The following is a 17,279-nucleotide window of genomic DNA, read 5'->3' on the forward strand; positions in this document are numbered from 1 at the left end:
GTAGCTTTTTTGTTGCCCGCGTCTTGCTACACTTAGTTAACAACTGAGGAGCAGACAATGAACGACACTATTCCGATTGGTATCAGCGCCTGCCTGCTGGGGGAGAATGTCCGCTTTGACGGCGGCCACAAGAAGCTGGCCTTTGCCGTTAACGAGCTGGCACCCTGGGTGCGGTTTGAACCGGTTTGCCCCGAAATGGCCATTGGTCTGCCGACGCCTCGCCCCGCGCTCAGGCTGGTGAAGCTGAACGATGGCGAGCTTGCCCTGCGTTTAAGTAACCAAAGCGAAGGCGACTTTACCGCCACGATGCAGGCGTTTTCCTCACGCCATGTCAGCGGGCTTGAGCACCTCTGCGGCTACATTGTTTGTGCGAAATCGCCGAGCTGCGGGATGGAACGAGTCCGGGTCTATGACGAAGAGAGTAAAAATAACCGTAAAAGCGGCACCGGCGTGTTTACCGCCGAGCTTCAGCGTCAGCTTCCGTGGCTGCCTGTTGAAGAAGATGGGCGCCTATGCGATCCGGCTATCCGCGAGAATTTCGTCGAGCGCATTTACACGCTGTTTGAGCTGAACCAGCTGCGCAAAAGTGGATTAACGCGGGGCAAACTCATCGCCTTCCACAGCCGCTATAAGCTTCTGCTGCTGGCTCATTCTCAGCCTGAATACCGCGAGCTTGGGCGCTTTGTGGCGTCCATTGAGGATTGGGCTTCGCTGGAGGCGTTCTTCGTTGAGTATCGCCAGCGCCTGATGGCCTTAATGCAGCATCAGGCCACGCGCCGCAACCACACCAACGTTTTGATGCACGTGCAGGGTTATTTCCGTCGACAGCTGAATGCGCGCCAGCGGCAGGAACTGTCTGAGCTCATTGCCCGCTACCGCCAGGGCACGCAGCCTTTACTCGCGCCGATCACCCTGCTGAAACACTATATGGCAGAATACCCGGACCGTTATCTCGATCAACAACGCTACTTTGAACCGTATCCCGAAGCGCTACGCCTGCGGTACGGCAACTAAATCAGGAGAGTTATGACCACCCATCTGGTCTGGTTTCGCAACGATCTTCGTGTTCACGATAACTACGCCTTACACGCCGCCTGCCGCAACCCCGATGCAAAAGTCATCGGGGTATTTGTTGTTACGCCCGAGCAGTGGCGTCAGCATGTTATGGCCCCGAAGCAGGCTGAATTCATCTTTGAGCATGTGCAGGCGTTGGGCCATGCGCTTGCCGGGCGTGGGATTGAACTTCATATCAGGCAGGTCGCGGATTTCGCCGCATCGGTTGCGTGCGTAAAAGCGTTTTGCGCTGAGCAAAACGTTGATGCTCTTTTTTACAACTACCAGTATGAAGTCAACGAGCGTGCCCGTGACGCCGCCTTAGAAAAAGCGCTTGATGTCGACGTGACCGTGCAAGGTTTTGATGACAGCCTGCTGCTGGCGCCGGGCAGCGTTACGACCGGTAACCACGAGATGTATAAAGTGTTTACTCCTTTCAGCAAGGCGTTTATTCGGCGTTTGCAGGAAGGACTACCGGAGTGCGTGCCGGCGCCTAAAACTCGGGGAGAGGTTCCATTCAACGAACAGTTTGCGTTCGATGTGCCGCTTGAAAAATTTGACCACGAGATTTTCCCTGTAGGTGAGCAGGAGGCGATCGGTATGCTACGTAAGTTTTGCCGGCAGCCGGCGGCTGACTACCCGGAGCAGCGAGATTTCCCTGCTATAGAAGGGACCAGCCGCCTGTCGCCTTATCTGGCAACCGGCGTTTTGTCTCCACGCCAGTGCCTGCATCGCCTGTTAAAAGAGCAGCCTAAAGCGCTGGAGGGTGAAGCCGGAGCGACCTGGCTCAACGAACTTATCTGGCGCGAATTTTACCGCCATCTGATGGTCGCTTACCCGAAGCTTTGCCGTCATCGCCCGTTTATCGCCTGGACCGATAAGGTTCGCTGGCGCGGGGATGATGCGCTGCTTGAAGCCTGGCAGCAGGGTAAAACCGGCTACCCGATTGTCGATGCGGCGATGCGCCAGCTCAACCAAACGGGCTGGATGCATAACCGCTTACGCATGGTTGTGGCGAGTTTCCTGGTAAAGGATTTGCTGATCGACTGGCGGCAGGGCGAGCGCTACTTTATGTCTCAGCTGATTGACGGCGACCTGGCGGCTAACAACGGCGGCTGGCAGTGGGCTGCTTCCACCGGTACCGACGCCGCGCCCTATTTTCGTATTTTTAACCCCACAACCCAGGGCGAACGCTTCGACGCGGACGGCGACTTTATTCGCCAGTGGCTGCCGGAGCTGAAAGCGGTTCCCGGCAAGCAAATCCATTCCCCATGGGCCTGGGCTGATAAACAAAAGCAAACGCTGGACTACCCGCGCCCGATTGTTGACCATAAGCAGGCCCGACTGAATACTCTTGCGGCCTACGAGGCAGCAAGAAAATAACTGAAGAGAATAATGATGAAAAACAGTGAACTGGAACGCCTGATTAATGAAAAGCTGAACAGCGCGGCGATGAGCGATTACGCCCCCAATGGCCTGCAGGTTGAAGGCCGGGCAGAGATCCGCAAGATTGTTACCGGCGTCACCGCCAGCCAGGCGCTGCTGGATGAAGCCGTGCGTCAGCAGGCCGACGCGGTGATTGTGCACCATGGCTATTTCTGGAAAAACGAATCACCGGTCATTCGCGGCATGAAGCGTAATCGCCTTAAAACGCTGCTGGCGAACGATATCAATCTTTACGGCTGGCATTTACCGCTCGATGCCCATCCGCAGTTGGGCAATAACGCCCAGTTGGGTGCGCTGCTGGGCATTGAAACAAAAGGGGAAGTTGAGCCGCTGGTGCCGTGGGGTGAATTCCCGACGCCGCTTTCCGGCGTTGAGCTTGCCTCCTGGATTGAAATGCGATTAGGCCGCACGCCGCTGTGGTGTGGCGATACCGGCCCGGATCAGATTCGCCGCGTGGCGTGGTGTACCGGCGGCGGACAGGGCTTTATCGATAGCGCCGCACGTTTTGGCGTGGATGCGTTTATTACCGGCGAGGTTTCCGAGCAGACGATTCATTCGGCCCGCGAGCAGGGGCTGCACTTCTACGCTGCTGGCCATCATGCCACTGAACGCGGCGGTATCCAGGCGCTGAGCGACTGGCTAAACAGCGAAACCGATCTCGACGTTATTTTTATCGATATCCCAAACCCAGCCTGATTCTGGAGGGCCTGTGCAACGAGCTCGCTGTTATTTACTCGGTGAAAAAGCGGTGGTTCTGGAACTGGAGCCTCCCGTCATGCTCGCCAGCCAGCAGCGTATTTGGGGGCTGTTGGATCGCCTGAATGCCTCTGATGAGGTGAGCGAGGCCATTCCGGGCATGAATAACATCACCGTTGTGCTGAAAGATCCTCAGCGGCTGGCGCTGGACGGTATCGAGTGGCTGCAGCGCTGGTGGGAAGAAAGTGAGGCGGTAATACCCACGCCTCGCCGGATTGAGATCCCGGTAGTCTATGGCGGTGAAGCCGGGCCCGATCTTGACGCAGTAGCTCGCCAGAACGATCTCACTCCCGCCCAGGTGGTTGCCCTGCATTCCAGTGCTGAATACATCGTCTATTTCCTTGGCTTCCAGCCAGGATTTGCCTATCTGGGCGGGTTACCTGACATCCTCGCGACGCCCCGGCGCGCCGAGCCACGGCTTGAGGTCGCTGCGGGTTCGGTAGGCATCGGCGGTAGCCAAACCGGCATTTATCCGCTGGCGACGCCGGGCGGCTGGCAAATTATCGGCCGCACTCCGCTCAGCCTGTTTAATCCTGACAACGCATCACCCACTTTATTGTTGCCCGGAGACAGCGTGCGTTTTGTGCCGCAGAAGGAAGGCATATGCTGAAAATTATTCGCGCCGGTCTACAGACCAGCGTGCAGGATACCGGGCGTGAAGGGTTTCGCCAGCTTGGCGTCAGCCGCTGCGGCGCGCTGGATATGCCCGCGATTACTGTCGCCAATTTATTGGTCGGGAATACGCCCGACACACCGGCGCTGGAGCTTACTCTTGGGCAATGCGTGATTGAGTTTGGGCGTGATGGCTGGTTTGCGCTGACTGGCGCAGGTTGCCATGCGGATCTGGATGGCAAAGTCGTGTGGACAGGCTGGCGGCTGCCGGTAAAAAAAGGGCAAAGGTTAACGTTAAAAAAACCTTCGCACGGTATGCGCAGCTATCTCGCCGTTGACGGTGGCTTAGATGTCCCCGAGGTAATGGGCTCTTACAGCACCGACCTGAAAGCCGGTATTGGCGGCCATGACGGACGCCTGTTGCGTGATGGCGACCAGATTCCTTTACGGAAATCTCAGCACAAATTTCAGCGTTCACGGGGCGTAAAACAGCTGCTGTGGGGCAACCGTATTCGCGCCCTGGCCGGACCGGAATATCAGGAATTCAGCAAGTCTGCGCAGGAGAGCCTCTGGCGGCTGGCCTGGCAAATCAGCCCGCAGAGTAACCGGATGGGCTATCGGCTACAGGGGCCGGAGCTGGAGCGAACTACCCAGCGGGAAATGCTGTCCCACGGCCTGTTGCCCGGCGTCATTCAGGTGCCGCATAACGGCCAGCCAATAGTCCTGATGAACGATGCGCAGACAACCGGCGGCTATCCTCGCATTGCCTGCGTTATCGAGGCCGATCTTTACCATCTGGCTCAGGTCAGGCTAGGGGAGCCTATTCATTTTGTGCCGTGTTCGCTGGAAGAGGCGCTAAAGGCGCGCCGTGAGCAGGCCATTTATCTCGAGCAGATTGCCTGGCAACTGGCGCAGGAAGAATAACGTTTCAGGGAGTTGAGTATGCCGGAAGGACCGGAAATCCGCCGCGCGGCGGACAAACTTGAAGCCGCCGTGGGCGGCGAGCCGTTAACCGAAGCCTGGTTTGCTTTTGAAGAGCTAAAGCCGTTCGAGGCTATGCTCAAGGGCAAGACTATCGAGCGGATTGAAACCCGCGGCAAGGCAATGCTGACCCATTTTTCTAATGGCTTAACGTTGTACAGTCATAACCAACTATACGGCGTCTGGCGGGTGGTTGAGGCTGATAAACAGCCAGAAACGAAGCGAGTGTTAAGGGTTAAACTACAAACGGCCGAAAAAGCCATTTTGCTGTACAGTGCCTCAGACATTGAAATGCTGGAGCAGAAACAGCTTGAGCAGCATCCTTTCCTGCAGCGTGTAGGGCCAGATGTGCTGGACGAGACGCTGACGGTGGGGCAGGTCAAAGAGCGTTTGTTATCGCCGAAGTTTCGCCGCAGGCAGTTCAGCGGCCTGCTGTTAGATCAGGCGTTTTTGGCCGGGCTGGGCAACTATCTTCGGGTGGAGATCCTTTGGGAGGCAGAGCTTGCGCCTCAGCACCGCGCTGAGGATTTAAGCGAAGAGCAGGTTGAGCGTTTCGCCGGGGCTTTGCTGGCTGTGCCTCGTCTTTCTTATCAGACGCGAGGGCAGGTGGATGAAAATAAACATCACGGCGCAATCTTTAGCTTCAGGGTGTTTCATCGGGCCGGTGAACCGTGCGAGCGCTGCGGAGAGATAATTGAAAAAACGATGCTCTCTTCGAGGCCGTTTTACTGGTGCCCCGTCTGTCAGAAATAAAAAAAACGCGCCATAAGGCGCGTTTTTTACTCAGAAAGCGGAAAAATTACTTTTTGAGATCCGATTTGAAATCACGTTTGTCGTAGCCGGTATACAGCTGACGTGGACGGGCAATTTTGATGCCGTCGTCGTGCATTTCGTTCCAGTGTGCAATCCAGCCCACGGTACGCGCCATCGCGAAGATAACGGTAAACATGGAGGATGGAATGCCCATCGCCTTCAGGATGATGCCGGAGTAGAAGTCTACGTTCGGGTAGAGTTTCTTCTCGATGAAGTACGGGTCGTTCAGCGCGATGTGTTCCAGCTCCATCGCCACTTCCAGCAGGTTGTTGTCCTTCAGGTTCAGCTCTTTCAGCACTTCGTGACAGGTTTCACGCATCACGGTGGCACGCGGGTCGTAGTTTTTGTACACGCGGTGGCCGAAGCCCATCAGGCGGAACGAGTCGTTTTTGTCTTTGGCGCGACGGATAAATTCCGGAATGTGCTCCACGGTGCTGATCTCTTCCAGCATTTTCAGCGCAGCTTCGTTGGCGCCGCCGTGAGCCGGTCCCCACAGGGAAGCGATGCCCGCAGCGATACACGCAAACGGGTTAGCGCCGGAGGAGCCTGCGGTACGCACGGTGGAGGTAGAAGCATTCTGTTCGTGGTCAGCGTGCAGGATCAGGATCCTGTCCATTGCGCGTTCCAGAATCGGGTTAACTTTGTACTCTTCGCACGGCGTGGAGAACATCATGTTCAGGAAGTTAGCCGAGTAGGAGAGGTCGTTGCGCGGGTAAACGAAAGGCTGACCAATCGAATACTTGTAACACATAGCTGCTACGGTCGGCATTTTAGAGAGCAGGCGGAATGCCGCGATTTCACGGTGGCGTGGGTTATTCACGTCGAGTGAGTCGTGGTAGAAGGCCGCCAGAGCACCGGTTACACCGCACAGCACGGCCATCGGATGCGAGTCGCGACGGAAGCCGTGGAACAGACGGGTAATCTGCTCATGAATCATGGTGTGGCGGGTCACGGTGGTTTTGAATTCTTCGAACTGTTCCTGCGTCGGCTTTTCGCCGTTCAGCAGGATGTAGCACACTTCCAGATAGCTGGATTCGGTTGCCAGTTGGTCAATCGGGAAGCCGCGGTGCAAAAGAATGCCTTCGTCACCGTCGATATAAGTGATTTTGGACTCGCAGGATGCGGTAGAGGTGAAACCTGGGTCAAAAGTAAATACACCTTTAGAACCAAGACTACGGATATCAATTACATCCTGACCTAGCGTGCCCTTTAGCACATCAAGTTCGAGAGCATCGTCACCATTTAGGGTGAGGTTTGCTTTAGTATCAGCCATTTACGGTCTCCTTAGCGCCTTATTTCATAAGACTGCCAGGCGTCCAATTTGCATTCGAACCCACAATGGTTGGTTACCAGTTTTTTAATTGGCTCGCGGCTCTGTTTAGAGGAGTACAACCAGGGTACAGAGCGATGGGCGCTTGCAGGTAACACTCGCTTTGAGGGCGAAACTACAGCAAATCAGCGTCTTAGCAATCAGTATCATTCAAACCTGTATATCACTAATAACTGTCCTGATCTCTCGGGTCAATACCCATCCACTGTTACATAACTATTACTCAGGTGAAAGGCTGACCCTATAACTTTTGCGAATTATACGGCTTTTCGGGCCCTGTTTGTAACAAGAATGTTTAACTTTTGTCAAATCAGATGATTAAAATTTAAAATAATGTTGTTATCGTGATCCTGCTCACTGTTCCGAGCAAAACCCTTCAAACATTATGTGGGTTAATTGTAATGATTTTGTGAAGAGCCTATACTGCCGCCAGGTCTCCGGAACACCCTGCTACCGGGAGCCACCCAGCGTTGTAGCCAGATCTCTGGCCTCTGGATGTAGCTGTTTTTTGCATGACGCACAGTTATAGAAAGTTAGCGCTGTCTGACCCCGAATGCAGATCCGGAGGAAGGAAACAATAAGAAGAGCATGTGGGCGCTATTCATGATAAGAAACGTGAAAAAACAACGACCTGTCAATCTGGACCTGAAAACGATCCGGTTCCCCGTCACTGCAATCGCTTCCATCCTCCACCGCGTTTCCGGCGTGATCACATTTGTGGCGGTCGGCATTCTGCTTTGGTTGCTGGGATTATCACTCTCATCTCCGGAAGGTTTTATCACCGCTTCCGCCGTGATGAGCAGCTTTATCGTTAAATTTATAATGTGGGGCATTCTGACGGCTCTGGCCTATCACGTCGTGGTGGGTGTCCGCCATCTGCTGATGGACTTTGGCTATCTGGAAGAGACCCTTGTAGCGGGCAAACGATCCGCACATATCTCCTTTGTTATTACCGTCGTGCTTTCAATTCTTGCAGGAGTCCTCGTATGGTAAGCAATGCCTCCGCATTGGGTCGCAATGGCGTGCACGATTATGTGCTGGTTCGCGCTACCGCCATCGTATTAACCCTGTACATCATCTACATGATTGGCTTCTTCGCTTTCACCAGCGAGCTGACCTATGACGTCTGGCACGGCTTCTTTGCCTCTGCCTTCACCAAAGTTTTCACCCTGCTGGCACTGTTCTCTATTTTGATCCATGCCTGGATTGGCATGTGGCAGGTGTTGACCGACTACGTTAAACCGCTGGCGATTCGCCTTCCTTTACAGCTGCTGATTGTTGTCGCGCTGTTGGTTTACGTCATTTATGGATTCGTTGTGGTGTGGGGTGTGTAATGAAACTGCCAGTCAGAGAATTTGATGCTGTAGTGATTGGTGCTGGTGGCGCAGGTATGCGCGCAGCGCTACAGATTTCCCAGAGCGGCCAGACCTGTGCGCTGCTTTCTAAAGTGTTCCCAACCCGTTCCCATACCGTATCCGCGCAGGGTGGCATCACCGTTGCGCTCGGTAATACCCATGAAGATAACTGGGAATGGCACATGTACGACACGGTAAAAGGTTCCGACTATATCGGTGACCAGGACGCCATTGAATATATGTGTAAAACCGGCCCGGAAGCGATTCTGGAGCTGGACCACATGGGCCTGCCTTTCTCCCGTCTGGAAAACGGCACCATCTATCAACGCCCGTTCGGCGGCCAGTCAAAAGACTTCGGCGGCGAGCAGGCGGCACGTACTGCCGCAGCGGCTGACCGTACCGGCCACGCGCTGCTGCACACCTTGTATCAGCAGAACCTGAAAAACCACACCACCATCTTCTCCGAGTGGTATGCGCTGGATCTGGTTAAAAACGCCGACGGCGCCGTTGTGGGCTGTACCGCGCTGTGCATCGAAACCGGGGAAGTGGTTTACTTCAAAGCCCGCGCGACCGTGCTGGCAACCGGCGGTGCAGGCCGTATTTATCAGTCCACCACCAACGCCCACATTAATACCGGTGACGGCGTGGGCATGGCTATCCGCGCTGGCGTGCCGGTGCAGGATATGGAGATGTGGCAGTTCCACCCAACCGGTATCGCCGGGGCGGGGGTTCTGGTCACAGAAGGCTGCCGTGGTGAAGGCGGTTACCTGCTGAACAAACACGGCGAACGCTTCATGGAGCGTTATGCCCCGAATGCGAAAGACCTGGCGGGTCGTGACGTGGTGGCGCGTTCCATCATGATCGAAATCCGCGAAGGCCGTGGCTGTGATGGCCCGTGGGGGCCACACGCTAAGCTGAAACTGGATCACCTGGGTAAAGAAGTGCTGGAATCCCGCCTGCCGGGTATCCTGGAACTGTCCCGTACCTTCGCCCACGTAGATCCGGTGAAAGAGCCGATTCCTGTTATCCCAACCTGCCACTACATGATGGGCGGCATTCCGACCAGAGTGACCGGTCAGGCGCTGACCGTGAACGAGCAGGGCGAAGATGTTGTTATCCCTGGCCTGTTCGCCGTGGGCGAAATCGCGTGTGTTTCCGTGCACGGTGCGAACCGTCTGGGCGGCAACTCCCTGCTTGACCTGGTGGTGTTCGGTCGTGCTGTCGGCCTGCATCTGCAGGAATCCATTGCCGAGCAGGGCGACCTGGCTGATGCAACCGAAGCCGAAATCGACGCGTCCCTTGAGCGCCTAAACCGCTGGAACGGCAACCGTAATGGTGAAGATCCGGTGGAAATCCGTAAAGCGCTTCAGGAATGCATGCAGCACAACTTCTCAGTATTCCGTGAAGGTGACGCCATGGCCAAAGGTCTTGAGCAGCTGAAAGCGATCCGCGAGCGTCTGAAAAATGCTCGTCTGGACGACACTTCCAGCGAGTTCAACACCCAGCGCGTTGAGTGTCTGGAGCTGGATAACCTGATGGAAACCGCCTACGCCACCGCGGTGTCGGCAAACTTCCGTACCGAGAGCCGTGGCGCGCATAGCCGCTTCGACTTCCCGGATCGTGATGACGAAAACTGGCTGTGCCATTCCCTGTATCTGCCAGAGTCGGAGTCCATGACGCGTCGTAGCGTCAACATGGAACCGAAACTGCGTCCGGCGTTCCCGCCGAAGATTCGTACTTATTAATGCGGAGACAGGACAATGAAACTCGAATTCTCAGTTTATCGTTATAACCCGGACGTAGACGACGCGCCGCGTATGCAGGATTACATCCTGGAAGCGGAAGAAGGTCGTGACATGATGCTGCTGGATGCACTTATGCAGCTGAAGGAAAAGGATCCAAGCCTGTCGTTCCGTCGTTCCTGCCGCGAGGGCGTTTGTGGCTCTGACGGCCTGAACATGAACGGCAAAAACGGCCTGGCCTGTATCACGCCAATCTCGGCGCTCGGCAACGGAAAACAGAAGATAGTCATCCGTCCTCTGCCCGGCCTGCCGGTGATCCGCGATTTGGTGGTGGACATGGGGCAATTCTATACTCAATATGAGAAGATTAAGCCTTACTTGTTGAATAATGGGCAAAATCCACCCGCTCGCGAGCATTTACAGTCGCCGGAGCAGCGTGAAAAACTGGATGGTCTGTACGAGTGTATTCTTTGCGCCTGCTGCTCGACCTCCTGCCCATCGTTCTGGTGGAACCCGGACAAGTTTATCGGCCCAGCCGGTTTGTTGGCGGCGTATCGTTTCCTGATCGACAGCCGCGACACCGAAACGGACGCGCGTCTGGACGGCCTGAGCGATGCTTTCAGCGTATTCCGCTGTCACAGCATTATGAACTGCGTCAGTGTTTGTCCTAAGGGGCTGAACCCGACGAAAGCTATCGGCCATATCAAGTCGATGCTGTTGCAGAAAAGCGCTTAAGTAATAAGAGGGGAGTGCTGTTCCCCTCGCCCTGACCCTCTCCCCACAGGGGAGAGGGAACGGATTGCAGGAAATCTTTAAAAACTGCCCTACAAATCTTGTATAGAGACAGTTTTTAAAGGTTCCTTCGCGGGCCGCCCTCCACGGCAACAGGCTCGAAGAAAGTGAACCCTGGAACGTATACCTGTATACCCTACGGTGTGCGTTATAGTTATCCACGGCGAAATAAGCATAAATTTGCTTAAGGGATCACGATGCAGAACGGCGCGATGAAGCCCTGGCTGGACTCTTCCTGGCTGGCGGGCGCAAACCAGTCCTACATAGAGCAGCTCTATGAAGACTTCTTAACCGATCCTGACTCTGTTGATGCGCACTGGCGCAGCATGTTCCAGCAGTTAGCTGGCACCGGAGCGAGACCGGATCAATTCCATTCAAAAACGCGTGATTATTTCCGTCGTCTGGCGAAGGATGCCTCACGTTACTCCACCGCAATCACCGATCCTGACACTGACGTTAAGCAAGTTAAGGTTCTGCAGCTGATCAACGCCTGGCGTTTCCGCGGGCATCAGGCAGCAAACCTCGATCCGCTTGGCCTGTGGAAGCAAGAATCCGTTCCCGATCTGGATCCGGCTTTCCACAACCTGACGGATGAGGATCTGCAGCAGAGCTTTAACGTGGGGTCTTTTGCCGGCGGCAAAGAAACCATGAAGCTTGCGGATCTGATTGACGCTCTGCAACAAACCTACGGCGGCTCTATTGGCGCCGAATACATGCACATTACCAACACAGAAGAGAAACGCTGGATCCAGCAGCGCATTGAATCTGTGGTGGGCCAGTCAACCTTTACGCCGGAAGAGAAAAAACGCTTCCTGAGCGAGTTGACTGCAGCAGAAGGTCTGGAACGTTACCTGGGTGCCAAATTCCCCGGGGCGAAACGCTTCTCGCTGGAAGGCGGCGACGCGCTGGTTCCGATGCTCAAAGAGATGATTCGCCATGCCGGTAAGAGCGGCACGCGCGAAGTGGTGCTGGGTATGGCGCACCGCGGTCGTCTTAACGTGCTGATCAACGTTCTGGGTAAAAAACCGCAGGATCTGTTCGACGAATTTGCCGGTAAACATAAAGAGCACCTCGGCACCGGTGACGTGAAGTACCACATGGGCTTCTCTTCCGACGTGGAAACCGAAGGCGGCCTGGTTCACCTGGCGCTGGCGTTTAACCCGTCTCACCTTGAAATCGTTAGCCCGGTGGTTATCGGTTCCGTACGTGCGCGCCTGGATCGTCTGGATAAGCCAGGCAGCAATCAGGTTCTGCCGATCACCATCCACGGTGATGCCGCCGTAGCCGGGCAGGGCGTGGTTCAGGAAACCCTGAACATGTCTAAAGCGCGTGGCTACGAAGTGGGCGGTACCGTACGTATCGTTATCAACAACCAGATTGGTTTCACCACCTCTAACCCGCTGGATGCTCGCTCCACGCCGTACTGTACCGATATCGGTAAGATGGTGATGGCGCCGATTTTCCACGTGAATGCGGACGACCCGGAAGCGGTTGCCTTCGTGACTCGTCTGGCGCTGGATTTCCGTAATACCTTCAAACGCGACGTGTTTATCGACCTGGTTTGCTACCGTCGCCACGGTCATAACGAAGCTGATGAGCCAAGCGCAACTCAGCCTGTGATGTACCAGAAAATCAAAAAACATCCGACCCCACGTAAGATTTACGCCGACAAGCTGGAGCAGGACAAGCTGGCCACGCTGGAAGATGCCACCGAAATGGTGAATCTGTACCGCGATGCGCTGGATGCCGGCGAATGCGTCGTCAACGAATGGCGTCCGATGAACATGCACTCCTTTACCTGGTCGCCGTACCTCAACCACGAGTGGGACGAAAGCTACCCGAACAAGGTTGAGATGAAGCGCGTGCAGGAACTGGCTAAGCGCATCAGCACCGTGCCGGAAGCCGTAGAGATGCAGTCTCGCGTGGCTAAGATTTACGGCGATCGTCAGGAAATGGCGAGCGGTAACAAGCTGTTCGACTGGGGCGCAGCGGAGAACCTGGCTTACGCCACGCTGGTAGACGAGGGCGTGTCCGTCCGTCTGTCCGGTGAAGATGCGGGGCGCGGTACCTTCTTCCACCGTCATGCGGTTATCCATAACCAGAGCAACGGTTCTACCTATACGCCGCTGGCGCACGTGCATAACAGCCAGGGCATCTTCAAAGTCTGGGATTCCGTACTGTCTGAAGAAGCGGTGTTGGCCTTTGAATACGGTTACGCCACGGCAGAACCACGTACGCTGACCATTTGGGAAGCCCAGTTCGGCGACTTCGCTAACGGTGCTCAGGTCGTGATTGACCAGTTCATCAGCTCCGGCGAGCAGAAATGGGGCCGTATGTGTGGCCTGGTGATGCTGCTGCCGCACGGCTATGAAGGTCAGGGGCCGGAGCACTCCTCCGCGCGTCTGGAGCGTTACCTCCAGCTGTGCGCCGAGCAGAACATGCAGGTTTGTGTCCCGTCTACGCCGGCTCAGGTTTATCACATGCTGCGTCGTCAGGCGCTGCGCGGGATGCGCCGTCCGCTGGTAGTGATGTCACCGAAATCTCTGCTGCGCCATCCGCTGGCGGTTTCCAGCCTCGACGAACTGGCCAACGGCACTTTCCAGCCGGCAATTGGTGAGATTGACGAACTGGATCCTAAAGGCGTGAAGCGTGTAGTACTGTGTTCCGGTAAGGTTTACTACGACCTGCTTGAGCAGCGTCGTAAAAACGACCAGAAGGATGTGGCGATTGTGCGTATCGAGCAGCTCTATCCGTTCCCGCATCAGGCGGTACAGGAAGCGCTGAAACCGTTCGCTCACGTGCATGATTTTGTCTGGTGCCAGGAAGAGCCGCTGAACCAGGGCGCCTGGTACTGCAGCCAACACCACCTCCGCGAAGTGATTCCGTTTGGGTCTGCCCTGCGTTATGCAGGTCGCCCGGCCTCCGCCTCTCCGGCGGTAGGGTATATGTCCGTTCACCAGAAGCAGCAGCAAGATCTGGTTAATGACGCGCTGAACGTCGAATAAATTAAAGGATAAATAATGAGTAGCGTAGATATTCTAGTTCCTGACCTGCCTGAGTCCGTAGCCGACGCGACAGTGGCAACCTGGCATAAAAAACCGGGCGACAGCGTCAAACGTGACGAAGTGCTGGTTGAAATCGAAACTGACAAAGTGGTGCTGGAAGTCCCGGCCTCTGCGGACGGCATTCTGGATGCGGTACTGGAAGACGAAGGCACGACCGTGACTTCTCGTCAGATTCTGGGTCGCCTGCGTGAAGGCAACAGCGGCGGGAAAGAAACCTCCGTCAAGTCTGACAGCAAAGAGTCTACCCCGGCTCAGCGTCAGCAGGCTTCTCTGGAAGAGCAGAATAACGATGCCCTCAGCCCGGCTATCCGCCGTCTGATCGCAGAAAATGACCTCGACGCCAGCGCTATCAAAGGCAGCGGCGTGGGTGGCCGTATCACTCGCGAAGACGTTGAAAAACACCTGAGCGAAGCAAAAACGAAACAGCCTGCACAGGCGAAAGCCGCAGAGGCTTCTCAGGCGCCGGTTGCTCCACTGGCTGGCCGCAGCGAAAAACGCGTGCCGATGACCCGCCTGCGTAAGCGCGTGGCCGAGCGTCTGCTGGAAGCGAAAAACTCCACCGCCATGCTCACAACCTTCAACGAAGTGAACATGAAGCCAATCATGGAACTGCGTAAGCAGTACGGTGAAGCGTTTGAAAAACGTCACGGCGTGCGTCTGGGCTTCATGTCCTTCTATATTAAAGCCGTAGTTGAAGCGCTGAAACGCTATCCGGAAGTGAACGCTTCCATCGACGGTGAAGACGTGGTTTACCACAACTACTTCGACGTTAGCATCGCGGTTTCTACCCCGCGTGGTCTGGTGACTCCAGTGCTGAAAGATGTTGATACCCTGGGTATGGCTGACATCGAAAAACGCATCAAAGAGCTGGCGGTGAAAGGCCGTGACGGCAAGCTGACCGTAGAAGAGCTGACCGGCGGTAACTTCACCATCACCAACGGCGGCGTCTTCGGTTCCCTGATGTCTACGCCAATCATCAACCCACCGCAGAGCGCGATTCTGGGCATGCACGCCATCAAAGACCGCCCAATGGCGGTTGACGGTAAAGTAGAGATCCTGCCGATGATGTACCTGGCGCTCTCCTACGATCACCGTCTGATCGATGGCCGCGAGTCCGTGGGTTACCTGGTCGCTATTAAAGAGCTGCTGGAAGATCCAACTCGTCTGCTGCTGGACGTGTAGTCAAATAAGACTCTGGCGGGTGCTTTGACACCCGCCCCTACAACCAAATCTAACCTTACCCCGAGCGTTAATGCTCTTTATCTGGATGGATAGAACTCATGAACTTACACGAATATCAGGCGAAACAGTTGTTTGCTCGGTATGGTTTACCGGCACCCGTCGGTTACGCCTGCACCACACCGCGTGAAGCGGAAGAAGCCGCCTCTAAAATTGGCGCGGGTCCTTGGGTGGTGAAATGTCAGGTTCATGCCGGTGGCCGCGGTAAAGCGGGCGGTGTGAAAGTGGTTAACAGCAAAGAAGATATTCGCGCTTTCGCTGAGCACTGGCTGGGCAAACGCCTGGTAACTTATCAAACGGATGCAAACGGCCAGCCGGTTCACCAGATTCTGGTTGAAGCTGCGACCGACATCGACAAAGAGCTCTACCTGGGCGCGGTTGTTGACCGTAGCTCTCGCCGCGTAGTCTTCATGGCTTCCACCGAAGGCGGCGTGGAAATCGAAAAAGTGGCGGAAGAAACCCCGCACCTGATCCACAAAGTAGCGCTGGACCCGCTGGCTGGACCAATGCCTTACCAGGGCCGTGAGCTGGCGTTCAAACTGGGTCTGGAAGGTAAACAGGTTCAGCAGTTCACTAAGATCTTTATGGGGCTGGCAGCGATTTTCCTGGAGCGCGATCTGGCGCTGATCGAAATCAACCCGCTGGTTATCACTAAGCAGGGCGACCTGATCTGCCTCGACGGCAAACTGGGCGCTGACGGCAACGCGCTGTTCCGCCAGCCGGATCTGCGTGAAATGCGCGACCAGTCTCAGGAAGACCCGCGTGAAGCTCAGGCTGCACAGTGGGAACTGAACTACGTTGCGCTGGACGGCAACATCGGCTGTATGGTTAACGGTGCGGGCCTGGCAATGGGCACCATGGACATCGTTAAGCTGCACGGCGGTGAGCCGGCTAACTTCCTTGACGTGGGCGGCGGTGCGACCAAAGAGCGCGTGACCGAAGCCTTCAAAATCATCCTGTCAGACGACAAAGTGAAAGCCGTTCTGGTGAACATCTTCGGCGGTATCGTACGCTGCGACCTGATTGCCGACGGCATCATCGGTGCGGTAGCCGAAGTGGGCGTTAACGTGCCGGTTGTGGTACGTCTGGAAGGTAACAACGCCGAACTGGGCGCGAAAAAGCTGGCGGATAGCGGCCTGAACATCATTGCAGCGAAAAGTCTGACGGACGCAGCACAGCAGGTTGTTGCTGCCGTGGAGGGGAAATAATGTCCATTTTGATCGATAAAAACACCAAGGTAATTTGCCAGGGCTTTACCGGCAGCCAGGGGACTTTCCACTCCGAACAGGCGATTGCCTACGGGACGCAAATGGTTGGCGGCGTGACGCCAGGCAAAGGCGGCACTGAGCACCTGGGCCTGCCGGTATTCAATACCGTGCGTGAAGCCGTAGACGCGACCGGCGCGACCGCTTCCGTTATCTATGTTCCAGCCCCGTTCTGCAAAGACTCCATCCTGGAAGCGATTGATGCAGGCATCAAGCTGATTATCACCATCACCGAAGGTATCCCTACGCTGGATATGCTGACCGTGAAGGTTGCGCTGGATGAAGCAGGCGTGCGCATGATCGGGCCTAACTGCCCGGGCGTTATCACCCCAGGCGAATGTAAAATCGGCATCATGCCGGGCCACATTCACCTGCCGGGCAAAGTGGGCATCGTTTCCCGTTCCGGGACGCTGACCTATGAAGCCGTTAAGCAGACTACCGACATCGGCCTCGGCCAGTCGACCTGCGTCGGCATCGGCGGTGACCCGATTCCTGGCTCCAACTTCATTGATATCCTGAAGATGTTCGAGGAAGATCCGAAAACCGAAGCCATCGTGATGATCGGTGAAATCGGCGGGAGCGCAGAAGAAGAAGCGGCGGCTTATATTAAAGAGCACGTGACCAAACCTGTTGTGGGCTACATTGCCGGCGTAACCGCGCCAAAAGGCAAGCGTATGGGCCATGCTGGCGCCATCATCGCGGGCGGGAAGGGGACTGCGGATGAGAAATTCGCTGCTCTGGAAGCCGCTGGGGTGAAAACCGTTCGCAGCCTCGCCGACATTGGCGACGCGCTGAAAGCTATTCTGCCGCAGTAAGCAGATGCCCCCGTG

At 55.8% G+C, this 17,279-nt stretch carries 15 protein-coding genes; 14 read left to right on the forward strand and 1 reads right to left on the reverse strand.

The features are described 5' to 3' along the window. Positions 1-57 precede the first annotated feature (57 nt). The 6 genes from ACE38U_RS15545 to nei are packed head-to-tail and all read left to right on the forward strand — an operon-like array spanning position 58 to position 5,601. Positions 58-1,014, forward strand: a complete 957-nt coding sequence (locus ACE38U_RS15545) for a YbgA family protein (protein ID WP_375530085.1) — start codon at positions 58-60, stop codon at positions 1,012-1,014. A gap of 12 nt (positions 1,015-1,026) precedes the next feature. After that, complete coding sequence (gene phrB / locus ACE38U_RS15550; RefSeq protein ID WP_375530086.1) at positions 1,027-2,436, forward strand: deoxyribodipyrimidine photo-lyase; 1,410 nt, start codon at positions 1,027-1,029, stop codon at positions 2,434-2,436. A 15-nt stretch (positions 2,437-2,451) separates the two neighbouring features. Further along, positions 2,452-3,195, forward strand: a complete 744-nt coding sequence (locus ACE38U_RS15555; RefSeq protein WP_176982623.1) for a type 2 GTP cyclohydrolase I — start codon at positions 2,452-2,454, stop codon at positions 3,193-3,195. A gap of 13 nt (positions 3,196-3,208) precedes the next feature. Beyond that, positions 3,209-3,865 (forward strand): 5-oxoprolinase subunit PxpB, encoded by a 657-nt coding sequence (gene pxpB / locus ACE38U_RS15560; RefSeq protein ID WP_375530087.1) that lies wholly within the window; start codon positions 3,209-3,211, stop codon positions 3,863-3,865. Continuing rightward, positions 3,859-4,791 (forward strand): 5-oxoprolinase subunit PxpC, encoded by a 933-nt coding sequence (gene pxpC / locus ACE38U_RS15565; RefSeq protein WP_375530088.1) that lies wholly within the window; start codon positions 3,859-3,861, stop codon positions 4,789-4,791. The genes pxpB and pxpC overlap by 7 nt, the downstream gene beginning before the upstream one ends. Before the next feature lie 18 nt (positions 4,792-4,809). Then, on the forward strand, positions 4,810-5,601 hold the full coding sequence (gene nei / locus ACE38U_RS15570) for an endonuclease VIII (protein WP_038474601.1): 792 nt from the start codon (positions 4,810-4,812) through the stop codon (positions 5,599-5,601). 46 nt (positions 5,602-5,647) lie between these two features. Here nei and ACE38U_RS15575 read toward each other — a convergent pair whose 3' ends face one another. Then, positions 5,648-6,934 (reverse strand): citrate synthase, encoded by a 1,287-nt coding sequence (locus tag ACE38U_RS15575; protein WP_038474598.1) that lies wholly within the window; start codon positions 6,932-6,934, stop codon positions 5,648-5,650. Between the two features lie 645 nt (positions 6,935-7,579). Here ACE38U_RS15575 and sdhC point away from each other — a divergent pair. From sdhC to sucD, 8 genes are all read left to right on the forward strand, one after another. After that, entirely contained in the window at positions 7,580-7,984 is a 405-nt protein-coding gene (gene sdhC, locus ACE38U_RS15580) for a succinate dehydrogenase cytochrome b556 subunit (RefSeq protein ID WP_038474595.1), read from the forward strand. Beyond that, entirely contained in the window at positions 7,978-8,325 is a 348-nt protein-coding gene (sdhD, locus tag ACE38U_RS15585; RefSeq protein ID WP_038474592.1) for a succinate dehydrogenase membrane anchor subunit, read from the forward strand. Before sdhC ends, sdhD begins: the two co-directional genes overlap by 7 nt. Beyond that, on the forward strand, positions 8,325-10,091 hold the full coding sequence (gene sdhA, locus ACE38U_RS15590) for a succinate dehydrogenase flavoprotein subunit (protein WP_375530089.1): 1,767 nt from the start codon (positions 8,325-8,327) through the stop codon (positions 10,089-10,091). Before sdhD ends, sdhA begins: the two co-directional genes overlap by 1 nt. Before the next feature lie 15 nt (positions 10,092-10,106). Then, positions 10,107-10,823: a succinate dehydrogenase iron-sulfur subunit gene (locus ACE38U_RS15595; RefSeq protein WP_375530090.1), complete on the forward strand. Its 717-nt coding sequence runs from the start codon at positions 10,107-10,109 to the stop codon at positions 10,821-10,823. Between the two features lie 254 nt (positions 10,824-11,077). Continuing rightward, positions 11,078-13,885 carry a 2-oxoglutarate dehydrogenase E1 component gene (sucA, locus tag ACE38U_RS15600; RefSeq protein ID WP_375530091.1) on the forward strand — a complete coding sequence of 936 codons (2,808 nt, stop codon included), beginning with the start codon at positions 11,078-11,080 and terminating at the stop codon, positions 13,883-13,885. Positions 13,886-13,900: 15 nt separating this feature from the next. Continuing rightward, entirely contained in the window at positions 13,901-15,127 is a 1,227-nt protein-coding gene (gene odhB, locus ACE38U_RS15605) for a 2-oxoglutarate dehydrogenase complex dihydrolipoyllysine-residue succinyltransferase (protein WP_176982620.1), read from the forward strand. A gap of 98 nt (positions 15,128-15,225) precedes the next feature. After that, a complete protein-coding gene (gene sucC / locus ACE38U_RS15610) occupies positions 15,226-16,392 on the forward strand; it encodes an ADP-forming succinate--CoA ligase subunit beta (protein ID WP_038474577.1) in 1,167 nt (388 codons plus the stop codon). Next, positions 16,392-17,264, forward strand: a complete 873-nt coding sequence (gene sucD, locus ACE38U_RS15615; RefSeq protein WP_038474574.1) for a succinate--CoA ligase subunit alpha — start codon at positions 16,392-16,394, stop codon at positions 17,262-17,264. The genes sucC and sucD overlap by 1 nt, the downstream gene beginning before the upstream one ends. Positions 17,265-17,279: the final 15 nt, after the last annotated feature.

It is taken from the genome of Cedecea selenatireducens (assembly GCF_042138895.1).
GTDB classification, from domain to species: domain Bacteria; phylum Pseudomonadota; class Gammaproteobacteria; order Enterobacterales; family Enterobacteriaceae; genus Cedecea; species Cedecea selenatireducens.

Bases quoted from the DNA above. Each gene is read 5' to 3' on its own strand.
- ACE38U_RS15545 (WP_375530085.1), top strand. From the start codon at position 58: ATGAACGACACTATTCCGATTGGTATCAGCGCCTGCCTGCTGGGGGAG.
- phrB (WP_375530086.1), top strand. From the start codon at position 1,027: ATGACCACCCATCTGGTCTGGTTTCGCAACGATCTTCGTGTTCACGAT.
- ACE38U_RS15555 (WP_176982623.1), top strand. From the start codon at position 2,452: ATGAAAAACAGTGAACTGGAACGCCTGATTAATGAAAAGCTGAACAGC.
- pxpC (WP_375530088.1), top strand. From the start codon at position 3,859: ATGCTGAAAATTATTCGCGCCGGTCTACAGACCAGCGTGCAGGATACC.
- nei (WP_038474601.1), top strand. From the start codon at position 4,810: ATGCCGGAAGGACCGGAAATCCGCCGCGCGGCGGACAAACTTGAAGCC.
- ACE38U_RS15575 (WP_038474598.1), bottom strand. From the start codon at position 6,934: ATGGCTGATACTAAAGCAAACCTCACCCTAAATGGTGACGATGCTCTC.
- sdhC (WP_038474595.1), top strand. From the start codon at position 7,580: ATGTGGGCGCTATTCATGATAAGAAACGTGAAAAAACAACGACCTGTC.
- sdhD (WP_038474592.1), top strand. From the start codon at position 7,978: ATGGTAAGCAATGCCTCCGCATTGGGTCGCAATGGCGTGCACGATTAT.
- sdhA (WP_375530089.1), top strand. From the start codon at position 8,325: ATGAAACTGCCAGTCAGAGAATTTGATGCTGTAGTGATTGGTGCTGGT.
- ACE38U_RS15595 (WP_375530090.1), top strand. From the start codon at position 10,107: ATGAAACTCGAATTCTCAGTTTATCGTTATAACCCGGACGTAGACGAC.
- sucA (WP_375530091.1), top strand. From the start codon at position 11,078: ATGCAGAACGGCGCGATGAAGCCCTGGCTGGACTCTTCCTGGCTGGCG.
- odhB (WP_176982620.1), top strand. From the start codon at position 13,901: ATGAGTAGCGTAGATATTCTAGTTCCTGACCTGCCTGAGTCCGTAGCC.
- sucC (WP_038474577.1), top strand. From the start codon at position 15,226: ATGAACTTACACGAATATCAGGCGAAACAGTTGTTTGCTCGGTATGGT.
- sucD (WP_038474574.1), top strand. From the start codon at position 16,392: ATGTCCATTTTGATCGATAAAAACACCAAGGTAATTTGCCAGGGCTTT.